Below are 20,593 nucleotides of genomic sequence, written 5' to 3'. Positions count from 1 at the left end.
CAAGCAATGCCATTATCAAATGACCCTTCCTAGCACTCTACTTTTTCTACTGCCAATAAATATGCTACCGTACATGAGTCATTCCGTCAAAAAACGCCAAAACTAATTATCAGTTTTGGTGTCTTTGTGAGTAATTTTAGTTATCTTTTACGAGGTACTTAACTTCCCCGTCGTCATCAAGGTAGCCATACAGACGCTTCGTGTGTGCATCATCAAAGTATCCCATGTCTGCCATTCGTTTGCCATTCACTTCGTCACAACCATGATCCACTCGCTTGAAAAAGGAATACAAAAAAGCAATTCGTGATTTAAACTGCGTCGCCTTTTGATAGGCAGACGTCAGGGTGTAACCGTCATCTAGATATTCTTTCATTAACTTAATCAGTACAAAATTTGAAAAATCAAAGACTCGTGACGCTAATTTTTCAACCCGGGTACTCCTCACGTATCCTTTTTTCTCCCAGTATCGGAGTTGCCGTGGTGATACCCCCGTCATTTTACTAACTTCACCAATTCGAAAAATAAAGTCCTGCATGTTAAATGAATTGATGATCTTGTCATTAGCTTCATGCATTTGTCGCCTCGCCTCCACTACTTATTGTATTCAGTGACCTTGATTTGATTACCGTCAACACTCATCTTAGTAATACTGCCATTTTCGGGACGTTTTGTCATATCATACTGTCCGTCAGAAAAACGTTCTACTAAACTAAGCAGGGTATTCCCGTGACTAATCAAGAGGACGTTGTCGCCATCTTGAACCTTAGCGTCGTGAGTAATCATATCCAATCCTTTATCAAGTCGTTTCCAGTAATCAGCTGCGTTTTCAGCCATATGGAAAGGATCGGCTTCTTTCATATAGTCCTTAGCTGTATTGATATCATATTTGTTTACAATGTCTTTAAAAGTCGGTACTCCATGAGGTGCTCCAGCTTCGTACCACGCTTCATCCATGTTCAATCCTTCAAAATACCCATAAAATTGTTCACGAAAATTGGGAGATACGACAGGCTCATTGATATCGGAAACTAGATTATCGTTTAGAATAATTTTAGCGGTATCTTCCGCACGAGTAGTATCACTGCAGTAAGCTTGAACAAATTTGATGTTAGATAAACGTTTAGCGGTCTTTTTGGCACCGGTAATTCCCTTGTCGGTTAGTGGTGAATTACTCCAGCCTTGTAATTTGTTAAAAATATTGAAATAAGTTTGTCCGTGTCGGACAACGTATAGGGTAAATTTTGCCATTGTATCTCCTCCATTCACACTCTAAGTATATCACTTGTGAGCTTTAACTTTTCCCTAAGATTCCCCTCAATCCTACCCAAATTTAATAAATCTGATAAGATAGAGGTTGGACTTAAAAAGGGGACTTTATACCTTGAAAACGATCAAGAAAATTCTGTCCAAATGCAATACTAGAATCGGCTTTTTCGTCTTACTAGTAGTGCTTTTTTGGGCTAAAACAATCTACGCATATTTCACTGACTTTAATTTGGGTGTTGACAGTATCTTTCAACTGTTTTTGCTCCTAATTAATCCAATCGCAACCACCGTTATTATGTTAGGGCTGGCACTTTATCTAAAGCCAGCTAAACTTTTTTATCCAGCAATTTTATTTCTGGATTTCCTAAACACGGTTCTTTTATACTTAAACGTAATTTACTTTCGTGAATTCACCGACTTTATGACGGTGTCGACCATGACCGGTTATTCCAAGGTCAACCAGGGACTGAGTGGCAGCTCATTAGCACTGACTTCACCCCACGACGTGTTTTACTGGATTGACATCGTGATCGTCATCCTCTTACTTCTGTTTAAAGTGATTAAGATTGACAAACGACCACTACAGGCCCGAGTTGGATTCGCAGTCTTCTCACTTGGAGCTCTCATGTTAGTCGGTAACATTACCTTAGCCGACATGGATCGGCCCCAGTTATTGACCAGAACCTTTGACCGAACTTACATCGTTAAATACCTTGGGCTGGATTCGTTTACCGTCTATGACGGGATCAAGTCCCAACAAACCAACAACATGCGAGCCAACGCCAATAAGTCTGATTTAACGGGCATTCTTAAATTCAAAAAAGAACACTACGCCGCTCCTAACAAAAAAATGTACGGCATTGCCAAGGGTAAAAATGTCATTATCATTCATCTAGAAAGTTTCCAACAGTTCGTGATTGATAAAAAGATCAATGGCCAGGAAGTTACCCCATTTTTAAATAAGTTATATCACAGTAAATCAACTTATTCCTTTGATAACTTCTTCCATCAGGTCGGCCAGGGTAAGACGTCCGATGCAGAAAACATGCTCGAGACTAGTACTTACGGTCTCCCACAGGGATCCTTATTTGCTCAACTGGGAAGCGACAACACCTTTCAGGGTGCTCCTGCCATCCTTGGTCAAAAGGGATACACGTCCGCCGTCTTCCACGGAAACGTCGCTAGTTTCTGGAACCGAAACAACACGTATAAAAACCTAGGATATGACTACTTCTTTGACGCCAGTTACTACGATACCTCGGGTGATAAATCAACCGGATACGGACTGAAGGATAAGCTCTTATTTAAAGATTCAACCAATTACCTCCAGCACCTCCAGCAACCGTTCTATGCTAAATACATCACGGTTACCAATCACTTCCCGTATCAACTAGACGCTGAGGATCAGAAGGATTCTGATTTCAAGGCCCCTGATACTAATGATGAAGCCGTTAACAACTACTTTGTAACGGCCCACTACCTCGACCAATCCGTTCAGGAACTTTACGAGTACCTTGACAAGTCTGGTTTACTAAAGAACTCTGTGATCGTCCTATACGGAGACCACTATGGATTGTCTAACTCCGAAAACACCAGCTTAGCACCACTACTTGGAAAAGATCCTAACGACTGGAATGACTTCGACAATGCCCAGTTGCAACGAGTACCATTCATGATTAACATGCAGGGCATTAAGAATGGTCATGTGGATCACACCTATGGTGGAGAAATTGACGTTCTTCCTACTTTAATGCATCTCCTTGGAATTAGTTCTAAGAAGTACATTCAATTTGGGACCGACCTCTTCTCAAAGCATCATGATCAGGTCGTTGCTTTTAGAAATCGTGACTGGGTCTCCCCTGAGTACACATCGGTCAACGGAACGGTCTACGATAATAAGACCCAAAAGGTCATCCATCCGAATAAGCAATTAAAGGAGAAGTTAGAAAAGACGCAGGATAAGGTCAATCAGGAACTATCGTTATCGGATACGTTGAATGAACAAAATCTGCTTCGTTTCTATCATCCTAAGGGCTTTAAACCAGTTAACCCGCAAAAGTACAATTATGCTAATGGGCTGGATCACGAAGAGAACATTGAAAAGAAGCTTGGAAAAGCTTCAACCAGTCTCTACTCAGAACGACACGATAAGAGTACGAACGGTTTATACCATACTGATGCTCCGGAGCTTTACCATAGTTCCACTAACTCTAATCGAATTCAGATCACCAATCCTGATTCAAATAAAGAATAGCCACAAAGAACCCACACCGCTTGGTGTGGGTTCTTTTGTTGGTGCTCACATGCTTCTCAGCTGTGCTATAATACGGGTAAATCTAGGGATGAAAGGTCCAAAATCATGAATAAATATACAGTTACTCAACGAGCCAAGCAATACAAACAACCACGTGGTGGCTTCGTACCGGTCTCATCCCTTAACATTAAGCAGTTTACGCCCAACGATTTCTTGCCAATCGCAAGTGAAAACATCACGCCCAGTTTGATGGGACTGGTTGTCGACTACCTAACCAGGTTTGAAGTTACCGGTGAAGTCGTGAACGCGTTCGGTATTCCCGAAATCGGGGCCCATAACGTTGACTTACTAGCGGCCGAAAAGACCGGTCACCATTACGATGGCAACATGAAACGTTTTAAACAATTAACCAGTGAAATCAATCCCGGACTTGATGATGACAGCATTCAGTGCGCCATTCAACTCGTTAATTATGACATTGCCTACCGGATGGGACCTGGTTACTACGTTCCGCGTCCTAAGTATCAGGCGAACGAGGTCACCATTGATCACATTAAACAGATGGTCAACCGGAGCGTTAAGTTCTTAAAAGAAGCATCAGAAGGCGGACCCATTATAACCGATTTTGATTTTCCCGGAGCATACACTGATACCGTCGTAAACGGGGACGGCGACTACCTGACTAAGAATGGTCTGTGGGATTTCAAGGTGTCAAAAGCCAAGCCAACCAATAAATTCACCCTTCAGATCCTGATGTACTACATTATGGGACTCCATTCAGAAAATAAGTCTTATTTTGAAATGGTTAAACAGTTAGGCTTGTTTTATCCACGCCAAAACTGCCTGTACTGGATTAACGTAGCCGATATCAAAACCAAGACGCTAGAAACGGTGGCAGAAGATGTCATTGGATACTAAAATACCACTATCATTGAGATAGTGGTATTTTGTCATATCTTAGTTTGCGGTTGTTTGAATAATTCGGAGGTTCCCCTTTAACTGATACGTTTTGGCTTGCACCGGCAAAATGTAGGTACTACCCTTTTCAAGCGAATATGATTGGTTATCAACAATTAGCGTCCCCGTCCCGTCAATAACAACGTTCACTGAATAAGTCTGCATGTCCTTAATTTCGGTTTGACCGTGAACCACAATTTGATAAACATTAAAGTACTTTGACTTCAATAGACGCGTCCGAGCTGGATTATCTGGATCGACAACCAGTTGGGTTTGCTTGGGGTCTGGTAGAACATTCGGGGTGTTCGTCACCTTAATGGCATCTTCTACTTGAAGTGGTCGCTTCTTCCCTGTCTTCTGATCCACCCGTTCAAAATCATAAAACCGAAGCGTGTTATCAGAATTTTGTTCGACTTCAAGAGCAACAATGCCTGCTCCCAAAGAATGAAGCGTCCCCGCTGGTACGTAAATCATCTCACCTGGTTGAACCGTTTTTGTTTCGAGAATCTGGTCTAACTGGTGGTCTTTAATCGCCTGCCGAATCTCGTCCTTACTTTTGGCAGAATGACCGTAGTAAACCTTTGAATCTGGCTTGGTGTCTAAAATGTACCAACATTCAGTCTTCCCATTCTTTTCGTTAAAATATTTCTGCGCGTTTTTGTCACTTGGATGAACTTGAATTGACAAGTTTTCCTTGGCATCCAAAATTTTAACCAATAGTGGAAAGGATGCGTGAGCCGGATGCCCACCAAATAGTTCCGGATGTTTCTTCCAAACTTCTTTTAAAGTTTTTTCCTCGTAGGGTCCATTCTCAACCATTGATAAGTCATCACCATAGGTCGAAGCAATCCACGCCTCCCCAACGTGGTCACTATCTAACTGATAGTGATACCGTTTTAGTTCGGTGCCACCCCACACCTTATTCTGTAAAACAGGTTTTAAAAATAAGGGAAATACTTCATTTGTCATGACCATCATCCTCCAGTTAAGAAATTTCAACTAGTTTCATGATAGCATCATGTTAATGATTTCACAACATTTGTCCTCCTTGAACCTACTTACGGTGAAGCGAAGTACTGTGGACGGGTCCCCTTCGGTCGGGATAAATTTCTTTCATTAAAACATTAATGGCGGTGGGAGCTTCACCAAATCCAGTCGCAATCAAGTCTTGTTTGCCGGGATAAGTGATCTGATCCCCAATCGCAAAGACCCCTGGCACACTGGTCTCAAAAGATTGATCAACCTCAAGTAAGCGATGATCAAGGGCTGGTTGAATCTGCCATTCCTTTAACTGGCGATTATTCGAAATAAACCCGTAGTTCACCACGAGATCATCCACCATCATTTCCATCTCGTCATCTTCAGTCTTAACCTTTTTACTGGTAACCCTTAGACGATTATCAACCTCATCCAGTCGTTTAATCAAGTATGGGGTAACCACCTCAACTGATGATTCTTTCAATCGGTCAACCATGTACTCAAGACCACGAAATTCGTCCCTACGGTGCAATAAAAACACCTTATTTGCAACCCGTTCCAGCATTAAAGCCATGTCAACGGCGGAATCACCACCACCAGCGACCATGACGTCTCGCCCCTTGAACTGGTTTAAATCATTGATACTGTAAAAAAGGCGTTTCCCAGTGAGTTCTTCGGCATTTTCAGCCCGTAGTTCACGCGGCTTAAAGGCACCGTTTCCGGTCGCAATGATGACGGTTTTACTCTTAGTGGTTCCCTTACTGGTTTCAATCTCAAAATAACCGTCTTTCTTGGTCACATCGAGTACTTTACTTTCGACCTTTTGGTCAACATCAACGGTGTCAAGTTGCTTTTGCAATCGTGCAATCAGCTCGTCACCCGTGACACCCGCAAAACCAGCAACGTCCAAAATGGTCTTTTCAGGATAAAGCGCTTTGACCTGGCCCCCAAGTTCAGGGAGACTCTCAATAATCTGTGTTTTAGCATCCCGCAAGCCAGCGTAAAACCCCGCAAACATCCCAACGGGACCGCCACCAATAATTGTTATATCGTACATATTTTCCATTTTTATCACTCTTTATCTAATTTTATCTTTAATCAAAGTTTACCATGCGAAGACAAAATAAAAAAACCAATCTCATATCTATCGCAATTTCCCACATATTAAAGTATTATAAAGTTGTACTGTAACTGAAGTTATATAGGAGGACTTTAAATGAGTACCAAAAAAATGATTTTGGACCTTGATACTGGAATCGATGACTCAATGGCACTAACCTACGCGGTTGGCAATCCGGAGATTGATTTAATCGGGGTCATTGCTTCGTTTGGCAACATCGAAGCCGAACGGGCAGCCGTTAATACCCTTAAGATTTTAGATTTACTTGGTGCTTCAGACGTTCCGGTCTTCATTAGTGAAACTCATCCATTAAGTGAAGATTATGTCAGAATGCAAGTCAGCGCTGACATTCACGGTGAAAATGGGATTGGCGACGTCGACCTTCCCGAACCAAGCGGTGCGGTTCAAAGCCAAAACGGCGTCGATTTCATGATTGAATCCGCTCAAAAATACGGCAACAATCTAACGATTGTGCCAACTGGTCCTCTTACTAACTTAGCCAAAGCAATCAAACAAGCACCAAAAGCCATGGAGAAGGTTGGCAATGTGACTTTAATGGGCGGTGCTTTAACCGTTCCAGGCAATGTCACCCCCGTCGCCGAGGCCAACATCAACCAAGATGCCATCTCAGCCAACGCAGTTTTTACTAGTAACCTTCACATCAACATGGTCGGCCTTGACGTGACGTTACGAACCCTTTTGACCAAGCAAGAAACCCAAAAGTGGCGTGAATCTGGGACAATGGCTGGAAAGAAAATGGCCGACATCGTGGATTTCTACATCAACATCTACGCTGATATGTATCCGGAACTTGGTGGCTGCTCGCTCCATGACCCACTTGCGGTTGGCGTCGCCGTTGATCCTAGTTTCGTAAAATTTATCGACATGAACATGATCGTCACTACTAAACCAGACGCATACTATGCTAGAACGATTGGTGACAAGAATCGATTAGATGATCCTCACACCAACGTTAAGGTAGCTGTGGCGGTTGACTCCAAACGTTACCTAAAAGAATTTATGAAAAATATGAATAATGCGTTTGAAACCATGTAAAACTAAATAAAAATGAGCTAAACATAATTGTTTAGCTCATTTTTTTATTCGTTGTGCTTATATTTATTGGTCCGCTTTAAAATACTTCTTTAAAAAAACTGCCACGCCATCATCGTCATTCGATTTGGTGACATCCGTCGCGATTTTCTTGATCGGTTCCTGCGCATTTGCCATCGCAACTCCAACCTTGGCCTTCTTAATCATCCCGGCATCGTTTTCAGCATCACCAAATGCCATTAGATTAGAAAAATCATCACCATAGTGACTAAGCAAGGCGCCTAATCCATAAGCTTTATCAACACTGGGTGCCAAAAACTCTAAGATTTTGGGTTGTGAACGAACAATGTGATACTGCTTTTTCACATCTTTGGGCATCTCACTAACCGCTTTATCAAGAACGTCTGGTTCGGCTGCGATAACCGCCTTAGAGTAACTTTCGTCTGGCATCTCAGAAAACTTAGTTGGTACAAACTGCATGTCAGCATTCAACATTTGTTGATAAATCGACGGTTTTAAATCAGAGATTGGATAGACCTGGGTAAAATCAAGAATATCTAATGGGAGGCCGTTTCTTTGAGCGTACTCATAGAGTAATTTGAACGCATCTCGATTCATCCCACGCTTAAATAATTCATACTTATCGGCATTTCGAACCACGAGCCCGCCATTAAAGGTGATGGTATAGTCATCTGGCTCATCAAGGTCCAGTTGCTTAATGTACTTCCAAATGGCATTAATTGGACGACCAGTACAGAGCACCACTTTGATCCCCTGTCGGTGTAATTTTTTTAACTCGTCTTCGTTTATTTTACTGATCTTCTTATCACTTGTAAGCAGTGTGTTGTCAAGATCGAGCGCGATCATTTTAATCATATTAATTCCTCATCATTTAAATTATTCATAAAAAAACGCCCATACCGGGCGTTTTCATATCTTAAGAAGTTAACTTCGACTCTAATTGTCTCAATTCTGCTTCACGAACATCTCGCGGTAAGAACCGTCTAATTTCTTCTTCGTTATAGCCAACTTCAAGACGTTTGTCATCAAAAATGATCGGACGCTTGATTAGGTCAGGGTACTTTACTAATAAATCAACTAACTCGGTTAAAGATAAGTCATCTAAGTTCAAGTGCAGTTTCTTAAAAACATTTGATCTTGTTGAAATAATATCCTCACTGCCATTTTCGGTTAAACGAAGAATTTGTTTTACTTCGTCAGCGTTAAGTGGGTTTGAATTGATGTTTCGTTCCTTAAATGGAATATTATGGTCTTTCAACCAAGCACGTGCTTTACGACTTGATGCGCTGCTTGGTGCAACATATAAATTCAACATGTAATAACCTCCTCATGTCTAACATTTAACATGACTTGTTTAAATGAGTACGAATGTACTTATTAAACAACTAAATTGTATCATATATTATTACTTCGTCAACGTTATTTTAAACTTAAATAAAGCCTGATTTCTAGCTTTTATTTACACTTTCCTTAATAAATATTATAATTTGTACTATATAAAAGGGAGAGGCCAAACTATGAAACTCAAAATACTATGTACGAGCGATATTCACGGTTATTTAGCGCCAACAAATTACGTTAAACCAAATGAAAATATGCCCTTTGGTTTAGAAAAGGCAGCAACCACAATTAAGCACGAACAGGAGGGCTTCGACCACACCTTAATTTTAGATAATGGTGATTTTTTAGAGGGGTCTCCTCTCGCCTACTACACGGCCGAAGTTTTAAAGCTTCCAAGTGCTCAAGCGATTAACGAAGCATACGATACGATTGACTATGACTTTGGCTCGCTCGGTAATCACGAATTTAACTACGGACAAAGCTACCTCAAAAATACCATCAAAAACACTAAACGTCAGTTTATTTGCGCCAACATCCTAAACGAAAAGGATGAGCCAGCCTTTGGATCGGCATATGCCATTAAAGACTTTGGGGATCTAAAGGTTGGAGTCTTGGGACTGACTACTCAGGCCATTAACCAGTGGGAAAATAAAGCCAACGTCAAAGGGCTTAAGTTTAAATCTGGTCTAGAAACGGCCCAAAAATACGTCCCAATTCTTCGCCAAAAGGCTGACGTAGTGGTTATTTTGTATCACGGGGGGTTTGAAAGAGACAAGGTCGGTAAACTTAGTGAAAAATTCACTGGCGAAAACGAAAGTTATCAAATTTTAAAAAAAGTTCCCGGAATTGATGCTTTAGTGACGGGTCACCAGCACCGAAAGCTCGCTAACCATCTCTTTGGCGTTCCGTACGTTCAACCCGGACATCGTGGTGATTACGTGGGCCAAATCACCCTTGATATTAATGATGACGATAAAACGGTGTTTGATAGTAATGCCAAACTAATCTCAACGGCTCAAAATAAACCATTTCAACCGACCAAAAACGTCGTTGATCCAGTCGACCAAGACGTTGAAAAATGGCTCTCCAAACCACTCTCAAAGATTAAGGGCAATCTCAAATATAAAGATCCTTTCGAAGTTAGAACGCATGGATCGGCCTTTATCAATTTCATTCAAAGGGTCCAAATGGAGACGATGGGAGTTGATATTTCGGCAACCGCGCTCTTTACCGACGAAGCCCATGGATTCGAAAATCCAATCACCATGAGAAACATCATCACCAACTATGTCTATCCAAACACGTTAGCGGTCTTAAACATTACTGGAGCGGACTTAAAAGCTGCCCTTGAAAAAACGGCTGACTACTTTGCCTTAAAGGACAATCAAATCATCGTTAACCCGGCGTACACTTATCCGAAACATCGGGACTATAACTATGACATGTACGCTGGCATTGATTATACCATTGACGTCTCCCGGCCGATTGGTTCCAGAATCGTTAACTTAACCTATCACGGTCGCCCCGTTTTAGACCATCAGCCCTTAAAAATTGTCTTAAACGCGTACCGCGCCGTTGGTGGCGGACACTATCCAATGTATGATGAGAGTAAGATCATTTCCTATAACACCATTACCATGAGTAATTTGATTGCGAAGTACCTTCAGGACCATCCCGTAGTCGACGCCAACACCCAACAAAACTTTAAAGTGATCAAATAAAAAAATTCTTTACCACGTAAATATCATCAGTGGTAAAGAATTTTTTTAGCCAACTTTTTTCTTCTTATTATTTTTAGGTTTACCGCCCACGTACTGAACGGCTTGTAACTGCCGAATCGTAGTCACCTTAATCTTACCAGGATAGGTCAATTCGTTTTCAATCTGGTCCTTTACTTCATTGGTTAACTCACTACTCTGCGTGTCGTCAACCTTCTTTGGATCGACCATGATTCGAATCTCACGACCGGCCTGAATGGCGTAACTATCCTTAACGCCCGGATGTTCATTGGCAATCTTTTCCAGACTCTTTAGTCGATTGATGTACTCCTCGACCGATTCGCTTCTAGCACCTGGTCGAGCTCCTGACATTCCATCAGCCACCGCAACCAAAATAGCGTATGGGTTATCTGGTTCAACGTCACCATGATGAGACGCAATCGAGTTTATGACAATCGGGTCTTCACCGTACGCCTGGGTCAACTTAACTCCTAGTTCAACGTGCGTTCCAGAGACCTCCCTGTCAATCGCCTTTCCGATATCATGGAATAATCCAGCTCGTTTAGCCATTCTCACATCTAAACCAAGCTCAGCAGCCATCACAGCTGATAATTCGGCAACTTCAATGGAATGCTCTAAGACGTTTTGACCATACGACGTTCGAAACTTCAAGCGTCCAACCGTCTTCATTAGGTCCGGATGAACCCAGCCAAGGTGCAAGTGACTCACGGTCATCTCACCGGTCTTCCTTAGTTCATCCAAAACTTCCTGTTGCGTTTGGTTGATTTCATTTTCAATCACACCATTATTAACTTGTTTAATGGCCAACAGATCGTTAATGGAATTGCGCGCAATCTCTCTTCTAACCGGATCACTGGTATTAATGATCAGTGTTTCCGGGTGTTCTGGATCAAAGATTAAGTCAACCCCGGTAAGGGTCTCAATTAGCCGCAATCGTTGGTCATCTTTACCCGTAATCTTGGCACGCATCCCAGCATCTGGAATGATCACAGAGCGCTCAATGTGGTCACGAGGAACATCAACTGGTCCCTCTTGAACTGCTTCAATCATAAGATTACGAGCCTGTTTGGCAGCGTTAAACGCCATTAAGTCGTTATTTTCCTTAACGGTAGTATCGAAATCACGTTTTAAATCAGCTTCCAGGCTGGCCAAGACGAGTTGTTTGGCCTGACTTTCAGTTAACTCACCCCGATCGTGGATGACTTGTTTTCTTTGCTGCTCAAGTTCTAAGACATCATTACGAGCTTTTTTAAGGTTTTCAACTAAAAGGTGATTACTGTTCTTTTTAGTTGTTAAAGCGGCCTCTGATTTGTCCAAGCGGGCAATGGAAGTCTCCAGGCTTTTTTCTCTATGATCAACTCGTAGTCTGCGACTCTCATTCTCTTGAACTTGGGCATCGAGTTCAGTTTCTTCTTCTTTACGATATTTCTCAGCAGCTGCTTTGCTTTTATCTTCAAGTTTTCTTTTAGTATCATTAATCTTAACTTGGTTATTATCCTTAATCTTACTAGCGGCGGTTCTGGCGGCTATCAGTCCCTTGTCGATGTGGTTTCTTCGTACGTAATAGCCACACGCTGCTCCAAGTAAGAGGGCAATAATAATCGCAATGGAAGTTATCAATTTGACACTTCCTTTCTTTTCAATTCATTTTAATCTATTTAAATAATAACATTTAAATCTTTATTTTAAAATAAGTCACTCGTGCTTTTTGATGATATCATGAAGTATAATGGTATTAAGGAGTGATTCTATGTTTCCTGAAAGACTCAGAGCTTTACGAACTGGTCAGAAAATCACATTGACTGACCTTGCAAACGGATTAAACACAATGTTTCCCACTGACAAAGAGCATGAGAATACCGCCTCACAAATCGGTAACTGGGAACGTGGAATCCGTAATCCTTCTTACATTGAAGTCAAAAAATTAGCTGAATTTTTTGGTGTATCAATGGATTATTTGAGTGGCCGAGTTGACCATGAAGAATCCGATCTTTCCAAGCTATTTATCTCTGGAAAGCAACTCTTCTTTAACGGCGAAGCCATTAACAACAACGATCGGTACGAGATTTTTCAACTTATCAACGGCTACCTTCACGGCAAACAAAACCGTGATGATGACCACAAAAATCACCAAGAATCGCTTGATTTACACTACTAAGGACACCACATGGATAAACGTAAACTCAGAAAAAAACTTAAAAAACGTCATCAGCTGAAACGGGCAACTCCACCGTACATTCATCAAATGGAACACTATCGTGACGAGTATCGGGAGTATCCTGAGATCAAGTACTTGATTAACAATGTTTTAGCGGCCGACCAATTACTAACGGATGGTAGACTACCTCAAGACCTACCCAAGCTGATTCTTCCCGATAACATTCAGGATCAAATTTATCAAAAAATCAATTCCAAGTACGCCATGAATGATCCTCGAGGTGATTCCGAGTGGAACCAGCTTTCAGGCGATCTATCTGACCTTGATAAGCACCTGCGTGACTTTCGTGATTATCTCGAAAATCAATACGGGATGTGGGCCTACATTTCTTCATCGTTTACCTACCATCTCGCAAGATACTTAGACGGTCATCCTGCCCTTGAAGTAATGGCAGGGAACGGCTACATCTCAAAGGGACTTCGTGACAACCACGCAACCGTCATCGCAACTGACAGCTTAGATTGGCAAAACGAGAACGAAACTGGTCGCCACCCCGTGACTAACGTGGAAAAGTTATCCGCACTAGACGCATTTAACAAGTATCAAGACCAGATTGACTACGTAATTATGTCGTGGTCTCCAGATGGTGTCCCAATCGATAATGAACTTCTTGAAGCAATCAGAAAATCAAATCGTGACATTAAACTGATCGTCATTGGTGAAAAGAATGGCGCCACCGATTCAAAGGAATTCTGGCAGAATGCACAACTTTATGATGACGAGGGGATTAAGAACCTGAATCAACGCTATTCAAACTTCGATTTAATCCAAGATCACGTTTATTTAGCAAAATAAAAGAGCCTCCAACAAAAGTTGGAAGCTCTTTTTTGGCATCTGAACAAATCAGACGGACTAACTAGGTGTTCACATCACCTGCTAACCAAACCATCTGCAATCCGGCAGATAAACATGGTTCCCACAATCAGACTAAAAAGTCTGCTCGGCTCTTCGCATACGATTATTATATCATAATTAGCAATTAAAAGCTATTTGGAACTTTCATCATCCTGTTCATTAGCCGCAATCTGATCTAATTTATCCTGAGTCCAGTCAACAAACTGCGCCAAATAAGTCCCATCGGGCTCTTTTTCAAAACTAGTTGAATCCGCCAACTCATCAATTCGCATCTTGGAACGGTTGACATCTGGTGAGGCAATAATCATATAAACGTTGACAGGCTTCATTCCATCTCCCACCGTTATCTTGGCAATGTTTTTGGCGTAGTCTAACGGTAAATTAATGACCGAAGTTTGCAATTTCAGCTGAATGTCATGATCAGAAACGTTGATTTCCGCACTAGCAATACTGTCTTCTTTCAAATTACTTGCGATAAAATCAGTCATCTTCTTCAGGTTTCCCTTTAGGTCAGATTGTAAATCTTTCAAAGACACTTCCGACTCTTGTTTCTGAAAATCATCATTTCCAGCCGCTTCAACAAACTCTTTTTCATCAATTTTCATTTCATTCACCTAACTTTATTTTCTAAACTTCATATAATGGGCCACACGCTCTTTCGTCGTCGCCTTTCGGACCTGATAAGCAATCGTGAACCAGTAAATATTTACACCAATGGCTCCTACTACCAGCACTATAACGGCAATTCGAAGTGGCCACGTCGCATGACTAATGGTAATCATCGCAATAATCGCTGCAATTAAGCCAATCGTGTAAATGACCTGAACGGCTGCCAACAAATAATATCCTAAACGACTTTTAAACGCAACCAGAATCATCGGAATCAGATACATAACGGCCGCAATTGCTGACGTGCGAACTAAGCCACTGACACTTGTCTTAACCGTTAATTTCATGATTGGCATGGTCATAACCATGTTTACGATCCAGAACAGTATCAGTGAAATAAGCGCCCACGTTAACGTCTGTTTTCTTTTCATTTTACTCATCCTTTTAGCTTCAGTATAACGAACTTCTTAATTTGATACCAACAATTTTTGTTTTAGCTAAATCCGTTACGTAAATTCTTAAAACATGGTATAGTTAGTGTATAAGAAAACAAATGAGGTGAGCTAAATGGCCAAGAATTACAAGAGGATTTTAGCACCGGTGGATGGTGCTGAAGATACAATGCCTGTTATGAGTCGTGCAATCACAATGGCTAAACAAAATGACAGTCACTTAGATATTTTAAATGTAATTGAAGTTAACCAATTCAACCGTAGTTACGGGGATGCAATTACCGCCGACGCTGTTTACCAGTTAACTGATAAGACAAAAAAGATTCTTGAAACTTTGAAACAACAAGCAATTGACGCTGGGGTAACCGACGTATCAATCCATATGCGTTTTGGCAATCCTAAGAAAGTCATTGCCAAGGAATTTCCAAGCGATCACCACGATGACTTAATCATCATCGGTGCTACTGGTCTTTCAGCCGTTGAACGTTTGATGGTTGGCTCGGTCACTAGCTACGTCACACGTGCTGCTACTCAAGACGTATTAGTAGTTAAATAGTCACAAAATCTCTACCCACTTATTAAGTGGGTTTTTTATTTTGAGAAATTTTTTGAGGAATTTTATGAAGAAATGGAAATATGAATTAACCGTTCCTAAATCATTTGATCAACAAACCGTCCGGGCGTATCTGCACGAATATCTCTTAATTCCCAAGCATTTGATTTTTTCACTAAGAAAAAATCACCGCGTGTTAATTAACGGTCAGTATCTGCCCATGAACTTTCTGGTTAAGCAAAATGATCGCGTCTCACTCGAATTTATTGCTGCCGATTTTAAAGCACCGTTCCCACACGTTCCGCCAAATTCATCGAAACCACTGAACGTTGTTTACGAAGACTCTGACTTTTTAATCGTAAACAAAAATCGCGGCGACAAGACCCATGCCAATCAACCTCACGAGATTGGTACCACGCTGAACTTTGCTTCAAATTACCTTCAACCAACAAACGACGCTTACATGGTTCATCGCTTAGATCAACAAACCAGTGGTGCCCTTATCATCGGCAAGAATCCAGCCGTGGTTCCCATCCTAGTCAAAATGATTGAAGATAAGGCGGTCAAACGAACCTATCTGGCGTGGGTGCATGGTCATTTTCAGACTAAATCAGGCCAAATCAATCAACCAATTGGGTTTGATCCTTATGACAAGCGCAAACGTCAAATTAACGGACCGAATTCCAAATCCGCCATTACAAACTACAAGGTAATAAAAACGAATGCGGACAAAACCCTCGTGGCCTTACAACTTCAAACTGGGCGAACCCATCAAATCAGGGTGCATCTGGCTTATATTGGTCATCCGATCATTGATGATCCCCTGTACGCCCCGAACGGCGATCCTAATCGTCCCATGTTGCTTCATTCTTGGCGGGTCCAAATGATGACACCGTTCTACCATCAGCCACTTGAAGTTATTGCCCCACTACCGCCTGAATTCAATATGTAAACAAAAAGAGCGAACTCTTATGAGTTCACTCTTTTCTAATTAATCGTCTAAATTAATTATTTTTTAAGTGGTTCCCATTTCCAGTTAACAACCTCTGGCAAGTCGGTACCGTACTCTCTAATGTAGTGGTCGTGCTTGTCGAGCATGTTGTTCATTTCTTGGATAAATCCAGTACCCTTAAGGGCGTATTCTGGAATATCGGAAACAACTTCCTTAGACAAATTGAATCGGTCTAATTGGTTCAAGACACGCATGTCAAATGGTGTAGTAATGTCACCATTTTCACGGTATCCATGAACGTGAACGTTCTTGTTGTGACGATCAAAGAAGATGGTTCTGATAATATCTTCGAAACCGTGGAATGCGAATACAACTGGTTTGTCTTTAGTAAAGAGTTGATCGAATTCCTTGTCACTAATACCACGAGGGTCTAGTTCTGGGTTACGTAACTTAAGCAAATCAACAACGTTGATGTAACGAATCTTCATTTCAGGGAAGCGCTTGTGCAAGATTGAAATTGCGGCAAGAGTTTCAAGAGTTGATTCAACACCAGCAGATGCCATAACAACGTCAGGTTCTTCACCATTGTCAGTTGAAGCCCAGTCAATGTAGCCAAGACCATTCTTAACAAGGTTAGAAGCTTCGTCAATGTTAAACCATTGTGGACGTGGGTGCTTTGAAGTAGTAATCAAGTTAATTCTTTCGTAACTATCAAATGCTTCGTTACCTACAGCCAATAATGTGTTTGCGTCAGCTGGGAAGTATTCACGGATGAACTCAGGTTTCTTTTCAGCCAAGTGAGTAATCATACCTGGATCTTGGTGAGTGTAACCATTGTGATCTTGTTGGAATACCGTTGATGAATCGATGAAGTTCAATGAAGGATACTTGTTTCTCCATTCGAGTTCAGAAGCTTTTCTCAACCACTTGAAGTGTTGGGTAAGCATTGAATCTACTACTCGACCGAATGCTTCGTAAGTTGCGAAGAATCCATGACGACCAGTGATTACATAACCTTCAAGCCAACCCTCGTCTTGGTGTTCTGATAGTTGTGAATCAATCAAACGACCATAGTGAGCCATGTATTCGTCATATGGAGGGTTGATCTTTGGCAACCATTGACGACGAGTTACATCGAATAAGTGCCATAATCTGTTAGACCATGTTTCATCAGGACCAAAGCCACGGAAGTTATTAGGGTTTCTCTTAGTAACGTCACGTAGCCATTCTGACCAAACAACCATGTCTTCGTTTTCAGTAGCACCTGGAGTTTGAATATCAAGAGCGTAATCGCGGTAATCTGGTAAGTCCAAAGGCTTAGGATCAATACCACCGTTAGTGATTGGGTTCATTGACATCCGCTTGTTACCCTTAGGAGCTAATTCTCTAAGGTATGGCTTTAAAGTACCATTTTCATCAAATGATTCTTCAGGCTTGTAACTCTTCATCCATTCTACGAATTCGTCAGCAGTACCCATGTCATCTGCTGATAGAGGTAGTGGAACTTGGTGAGCTCTGAATGAGCCTTCGATTGGAAGACCTTCAGCGTTCTTCTTAGGACCAGTCCAACCCTTAGGTGAACGGAAGATGATCATTGGCCATTTTGGTTCTGTAGCAGTTTCTGCAGTTTGGTTCTCACGAGCGTTCTTTTGAATAGCTTTAATTTCTTCAATTGAAGCATCCATAACTTTAGCAAGCTTTTCGTGAGTTTCCATTTGGTCAGTACCGTAAGGCATGTTGGTTTCAACGAAACGAGGCTTCCAGCCCATTCCTTCAAGGTACTTAGTAATGTCTTCGTCAGTCATTCGACCTAAGACAGTTGGGTTAGCAATTTTGTATCCATTTAAGTTAATGATTGGTAAAACAGCACCATCAGTAACGGGGTTGATGAACTTACTTGACATCCATGAACCAGCCAAAGGACCAGTTTCTGATTCACCGTCACCGATTTCAACGGCAGCGATAACATCTGGGTTATCAAAGATCGCACCAACACCATGTGAAAGTGAGTAACCTAATTCTCCACCTTCATGAACTGAACCTGGAGTTTCAGGTGCAGCATGTGATGCAATTCCACCTGGGAATGAGAATTGCTTGAACAGGCGAGCCATTCCGGTTTCATCTTGAGTAATCTTAGGATAGATTTCTGTGTAGCTACCATCCATGTAAGAATTTGAAACCATAACTTGGCCACCGTGACCTGAACCTTCAATATAGAACATATTAAGGTCATACTTGTTGATGACACGGTTCAAATGGGTGTAAACAAAGTTTTGTGAGGCAATTGTTCCCCAATGTCCAATTGGCTTAACCTTTACATCTTCAGAAGTCAAAGGCTTCTTAAGCAAAGGATTAGCACGTAAAAATAGCTGACCTACTGACAAGTAATTTGCAGTATTCCAGTATTGTTGCATTTTTTCAAAATATGATTTGGAATCATAATCTACTGCCATGCTATAACACTCCTTTTAAATAATCGGCAGCTCGTTTTCGAGCTGGATCTAATCTGTTTTTGAAAGCGCCAAACTTATTGGCTTACCTACAACAACTATGATAAAGACTTTTGGTGAAATGTCAACCATTTCGACAATTGATACGAACCAATTTAAAGCCCTTAAAAACCCTAATTTCAAGCAATTTTAAGCACCAAAAAAGTCTCCAATTTTTCAATCGGAGACTTAAAATATTTTATTCAATTCCACGGAGTGCTTTATTAATTAACGCACTAATCACCGATGGAGAAAATAGTCCCATAATTTGGGCAACTTGAGGAGCAGACGTGTCCCCGGTAAAGATGACGTTTAATGGGAAGTAGAGTTGTTTACCCTTCATCCCCGTTTCTTTGCCAACCTCATTAACAATTGGGCCATAATCAAGACCCTTATTTTGACCATTCTCACTGGCCTCATGAATCTTGTCTTCTAGCGCATTGAATAACTTCTCTAAATCATCGTGTGAAAAGTCGCTTAACTTTGAGTAATCAATGTTTTGACCCAAAATGTTGTAATAGAAATCAATGTATTCCATGATTTCCGTCAACTTGAACACACTGTGTTTGTAAATATCAATCACCTGTTCAGCGTAATCGTGAAGATTGGGAATGTCGTCTTCCTGGATCTTCTTGGCAATGTCGGTCTGTCCCTCGTCAACGAGTTCAACTACTCGATCGGCAAGCTCGCTGGAAGGCATGCTCTTAATGTACTGCGAATTAATCCAGTCTAATTTGTGTTGATCAAAGAAGGCTGGTGATTTTGACATCCGCTTTGGATCATACGCCTTAATCAGTTCGTCCTTTGAAAAGATTTCCTTTTCACCAACCGGTGACCAACCAAGAAATGCGATGAAGTTAAAGATTGCTTCACGCAAGTACCCTTCACGCTTGTACTCACTGATAAACTGCAACGTATCCTTGTCACGCTTACTTAATTTTTTACCGGTCTTCGGATTATAAATCAGTGAGATGTGACCGAAGTTAGGGTGTTGCCATCCTAACGCATCATAAACGGCCATTTGCTTCGGCGTGTTAGCAATGTGATCGTCACCCCTTAAAACGTCGGTGATGTCCATTAGGTGATCATCAACCACCACGGCAAAGTTGTAGGTTGGTAATCCATCACTCTTCTGAATGATAAAATCGCCACCTAAGTTGTCAGAGTTAAATTCAACTTTGCCTCTAACAATATCGTCCCATTCGTAGGTATGATCCTTTGGCAAATGTAAACGAATTGTGTAAGGTAATCCTTTATCTTCAGCGGCTTGAATATCAGCTTCAGAGGCACCGTACCAACGCCCATCGTAATGTGGAGCCTCTTTATTAGCCCGTTGCTTTTCCCGCATCTCTTTTAGTTCGTCTTCAGTGGCAAAGTCCTTGTATGCCAGACCTTTGTCCATCAATTCACTGATGTATTTATCATACAAAGCTCTTCGCTCGGTCTGGTGGTAGGGAGCGTACTTAGGATTAGGCTTATCAGGACCCTCATCCCAGTCAATCCCTAACCAGCGCAAGTTGTCCATCTGGCTTTTTTCACCACTGTCAACGTTGCGCTTTAAATCAGTATCTTCGATTCGAAGAACCATCGTTCCGTTGAAATGTTTTGCAAACAGATAATTAAATAAAGCAGACTGTGCATTTCCGATGTGTAAAAAACCAGTTGGGCTTGGTGCATATCTAACTCTAACGTTCTTTTTCGCCATCTTAATACTTCCTTTTTTGCCAGCATTGGCA

The 20,593-nt window shown here is 41.5% G+C and carries 19 protein-coding genes; 8 read left to right on the top strand and 11 right to left on the bottom strand.

Features of this window, described 5'->3' with window-relative positions; genetic code table 11:
* Positions 1-136: 136 nt before the first annotated feature.
* Both AC6UDD_RS06335 and AC6UDD_RS06330 read right to left on the bottom strand, forming a co-directional pair.
* Positions 137-574, bottom strand: coding sequence for a MerR family transcriptional regulator (locus AC6UDD_RS06335; RefSeq protein WP_500719780.1), 438 nt, complete (start codon positions 572-574; stop codon positions 137-139).
* Positions 575-591: 17 nt separating this feature from the next.
* On the bottom strand, positions 592-1,248 hold the full coding sequence (locus AC6UDD_RS06330; protein ID WP_500695822.1) for a histidine phosphatase family protein: 657 nt from the start codon (positions 1,246-1,248) through the stop codon (positions 592-594).
* 133 nt (positions 1,249-1,381) lie between these two features.
* Here AC6UDD_RS06330 and AC6UDD_RS06325 point away from each other — a divergent pair, with 133 nt between their 5' ends.
* A complete protein-coding gene (locus AC6UDD_RS06325) occupies positions 1,382-3,520 on the top strand; it encodes an LTA synthase family protein (protein ID WP_500719777.1) in 2,139 nt (712 codons plus the stop codon).
* A gap of 105 nt (positions 3,521-3,625) precedes the next feature.
* The gene (locus AC6UDD_RS06320) at positions 3,626-4,438 is read left to right on the top strand and encodes a hypothetical protein (RefSeq protein ID WP_500719774.1); all 813 of its coding nucleotides are present in this window, start codon (positions 3,626-3,628) and stop codon (positions 4,436-4,438) included.
* A 39-nt stretch (positions 4,439-4,477) separates the two neighbouring features.
* Here AC6UDD_RS06320 and AC6UDD_RS06315 read toward each other — a convergent pair whose 3' ends face one another.
* Positions 4,478-5,446, bottom strand: coding sequence for a type I phosphomannose isomerase catalytic subunit (locus AC6UDD_RS06315; RefSeq protein ID WP_500719772.1), 969 nt, complete (start codon positions 5,444-5,446; stop codon positions 4,478-4,480).
* A gap of 85 nt (positions 5,447-5,531) precedes the next feature.
* On the bottom strand, positions 5,532-6,521 hold the full coding sequence (locus AC6UDD_RS06310; protein WP_500719770.1) for an NAD(P)/FAD-dependent oxidoreductase: 990 nt from the start codon (positions 6,519-6,521) through the stop codon (positions 5,532-5,534).
* A gap of 150 nt (positions 6,522-6,671) precedes the next feature.
* Between AC6UDD_RS06310 and AC6UDD_RS06305 the strand changes: the two genes are divergently transcribed.
* Positions 6,672-7,631, top strand: a complete 960-nt coding sequence (locus tag AC6UDD_RS06305; protein ID WP_500719768.1) for a nucleoside hydrolase — start codon at positions 6,672-6,674, stop codon at positions 7,629-7,631.
* Positions 7,632-7,694: 63 nt separating this feature from the next.
* Here AC6UDD_RS06305 and AC6UDD_RS06300 read toward each other — a convergent pair whose 3' ends face one another.
* Entirely contained in the window at positions 7,695-8,504 is an 810-nt protein-coding gene (locus tag AC6UDD_RS06300) for a Cof-type HAD-IIB family hydrolase (RefSeq protein WP_500719766.1), read from the bottom strand.
* Between the two features lie 61 nt (positions 8,505-8,565).
* On the bottom strand, positions 8,566-8,964 hold the full coding sequence (gene spx / locus AC6UDD_RS06295) for a transcriptional regulator Spx (protein WP_010022968.1): 399 nt from the start codon (positions 8,962-8,964) through the stop codon (positions 8,566-8,568).
* 202 nt (positions 8,965-9,166) lie between these two features.
* Between spx and AC6UDD_RS06290 the strand changes: the two genes are divergently transcribed.
* The gene (locus tag AC6UDD_RS06290; protein ID WP_500719764.1) at positions 9,167-10,711 is read left to right on the top strand and encodes a bifunctional metallophosphatase/5'-nucleotidase; all 1,545 of its coding nucleotides are present in this window, start codon (positions 9,167-9,169) and stop codon (positions 10,709-10,711) included.
* Between the two features lie 45 nt (positions 10,712-10,756).
* Here AC6UDD_RS06290 and rny read toward each other — a convergent pair whose 3' ends face one another.
* The gene (gene rny, locus AC6UDD_RS06285; RefSeq protein WP_500719761.1) at positions 10,757-12,349 is read right to left on the bottom strand and encodes a ribonuclease Y; all 1,593 of its coding nucleotides are present in this window, start codon (positions 12,347-12,349) and stop codon (positions 10,757-10,759) included.
* Positions 12,350-12,479: 130 nt separating this feature from the next.
* Between rny and AC6UDD_RS06280 the strand changes: the two genes are divergently transcribed.
* Both AC6UDD_RS06280 and AC6UDD_RS06275 read left to right on the top strand, forming a co-directional pair.
* A complete protein-coding gene (locus AC6UDD_RS06280) occupies positions 12,480-12,887 on the top strand; it encodes a helix-turn-helix domain-containing protein (RefSeq protein ID WP_500694080.1) in 408 nt (135 codons plus the stop codon).
* Positions 12,888-12,896: 9 nt separating this feature from the next.
* The gene (locus AC6UDD_RS06275; RefSeq protein WP_500719759.1) at positions 12,897-13,742 is read left to right on the top strand and encodes an SAM-dependent methyltransferase; all 846 of its coding nucleotides are present in this window, start codon (positions 12,897-12,899) and stop codon (positions 13,740-13,742) included.
* A gap of 191 nt (positions 13,743-13,933) precedes the next feature.
* Here the strand turns inward: AC6UDD_RS06275 and AC6UDD_RS06270 are convergent, their stop codons facing one another.
* Both AC6UDD_RS06270 and AC6UDD_RS06265 read right to left on the bottom strand, forming a co-directional pair.
* Positions 13,934-14,416: a hypothetical protein gene (locus tag AC6UDD_RS06270; protein ID WP_500719757.1), complete on the bottom strand. Its 483-nt coding sequence runs from the start codon at positions 14,414-14,416 to the stop codon at positions 13,934-13,936.
* A 6-nt stretch (positions 14,417-14,422) separates the two neighbouring features.
* Positions 14,423-14,842: a hypothetical protein gene (locus tag AC6UDD_RS06265; RefSeq protein ID WP_500719755.1), complete on the bottom strand. Its 420-nt coding sequence runs from the start codon at positions 14,840-14,842 to the stop codon at positions 14,423-14,425.
* 136 nt (positions 14,843-14,978) lie between these two features.
* Here AC6UDD_RS06265 and AC6UDD_RS06260 point away from each other — a divergent pair, with 136 nt between their 5' ends.
* Positions 14,979-15,419, top strand: a complete 441-nt coding sequence (locus AC6UDD_RS06260; protein ID WP_500694084.1) for a universal stress protein — start codon at positions 14,979-14,981, stop codon at positions 15,417-15,419.
* A gap of 64 nt (positions 15,420-15,483) precedes the next feature.
* Positions 15,484-16,368: an RluA family pseudouridine synthase gene (locus tag AC6UDD_RS06255; protein ID WP_500719753.1), complete on the top strand. Its 885-nt coding sequence runs from the start codon at positions 15,484-15,486 to the stop codon at positions 16,366-16,368.
* 56 nt (positions 16,369-16,424) lie between these two features.
* Here the strand turns inward: AC6UDD_RS06255 and AC6UDD_RS06250 are convergent, their stop codons facing one another.
* Both AC6UDD_RS06250 and gltX read right to left on the bottom strand, forming a co-directional pair.
* Positions 16,425-18,821: a phosphoketolase family protein gene (locus AC6UDD_RS06250; RefSeq protein WP_500719751.1), complete on the bottom strand. Its 2,397-nt coding sequence runs from the start codon at positions 18,819-18,821 to the stop codon at positions 16,425-16,427.
* Between the two features lie 235 nt (positions 18,822-19,056).
* Positions 19,057-20,562, bottom strand: coding sequence for a glutamate--tRNA ligase (gene gltX, locus AC6UDD_RS06245; RefSeq protein ID WP_500719749.1), 1,506 nt, complete (start codon positions 20,560-20,562; stop codon positions 19,057-19,059).
* Positions 20,563-20,593: the final 31 nt, after the last annotated feature.

It is taken from the genome of Fructilactobacillus sp. X2R1C3, from assembly GCF_059901425.1.
The sequence above is the reverse complement of the archived record's forward strand: the minus strand, read 5'-3'. Positions and strand labels throughout refer to the sequence as shown.

What these genes read in the sequence shown, in the direction of transcription:
- AC6UDD_RS06320 (WP_500719774.1), top strand. Translation starts at nt 3,626, where the DNA reads ATGAATAAATATACAGTTACTCAACGAGCCAAGCAATACAAACAACCA.
- AC6UDD_RS06255 (WP_500719753.1), top strand. Translation starts at nt 15,484, where the DNA reads ATGAAGAAATGGAAATATGAATTAACCGTTCCTAAATCATTTGATCAA.
- gltX (WP_500719749.1), bottom strand. Translation starts at nt 20,562, where the DNA reads ATGGCGAAAAAGAACGTTAGAGTTAGATATGCACCAAGCCCAACTGGT.
- AC6UDD_RS06290 (WP_500719764.1), top strand. Translation starts at nt 9,167, where the DNA reads ATGAAACTCAAAATACTATGTACGAGCGATATTCACGGTTATTTAGCG.
- AC6UDD_RS06300 (WP_500719766.1), bottom strand. Translation starts at nt 8,504, where the DNA reads ATGATTAAAATGATCGCGCTCGATCTTGACAACACACTGCTTACAAGT.
- AC6UDD_RS06335 (WP_500719780.1), bottom strand. Translation starts at nt 574, where the DNA reads ATGCATGAAGCTAATGACAAGATCATCAATTCATTTAACATGCAGGAC.
- AC6UDD_RS06305 (WP_500719768.1), top strand. Translation starts at nt 6,672, where the DNA reads ATGAGTACCAAAAAAATGATTTTGGACCTTGATACTGGAATCGATGAC.
- AC6UDD_RS06265 (WP_500719755.1), bottom strand. Translation starts at nt 14,842, where the DNA reads ATGAAAAGAAAACAGACGTTAACGTGGGCGCTTATTTCACTGATACTG.
- AC6UDD_RS06280 (WP_500694080.1), top strand. Translation starts at nt 12,480, where the DNA reads ATGTTTCCTGAAAGACTCAGAGCTTTACGAACTGGTCAGAAAATCACA.
- AC6UDD_RS06310 (WP_500719770.1), bottom strand. Translation starts at nt 6,521, where the DNA reads ATGGAAAATATGTACGATATAACAATTATTGGTGGCGGTCCCGTTGGG.
- AC6UDD_RS06250 (WP_500719751.1), bottom strand. Translation starts at nt 18,821, where the DNA reads ATGGCAGTAGATTATGATTCCAAATCATATTTTGAAAAAATGCAACAA.
- AC6UDD_RS06275 (WP_500719759.1), top strand. Translation starts at nt 12,897, where the DNA reads ATGGATAAACGTAAACTCAGAAAAAAACTTAAAAAACGTCATCAGCTG.
- AC6UDD_RS06260 (WP_500694084.1), top strand. Translation starts at nt 14,979, where the DNA reads ATGGCCAAGAATTACAAGAGGATTTTAGCACCGGTGGATGGTGCTGAA.
- spx (WP_010022968.1), bottom strand. Translation starts at nt 8,964, where the DNA reads ATGTTGAATTTATATGTTGCACCAAGCAGCGCATCAAGTCGTAAAGCA.
- AC6UDD_RS06330 (WP_500695822.1), bottom strand. Translation starts at nt 1,248, where the DNA reads ATGGCAAAATTTACCCTATACGTTGTCCGACACGGACAAACTTATTTC.
- AC6UDD_RS06315 (WP_500719772.1), bottom strand. Translation starts at nt 5,446, where the DNA reads ATGACAAATGAAGTATTTCCCTTATTTTTAAAACCTGTTTTACAGAAT.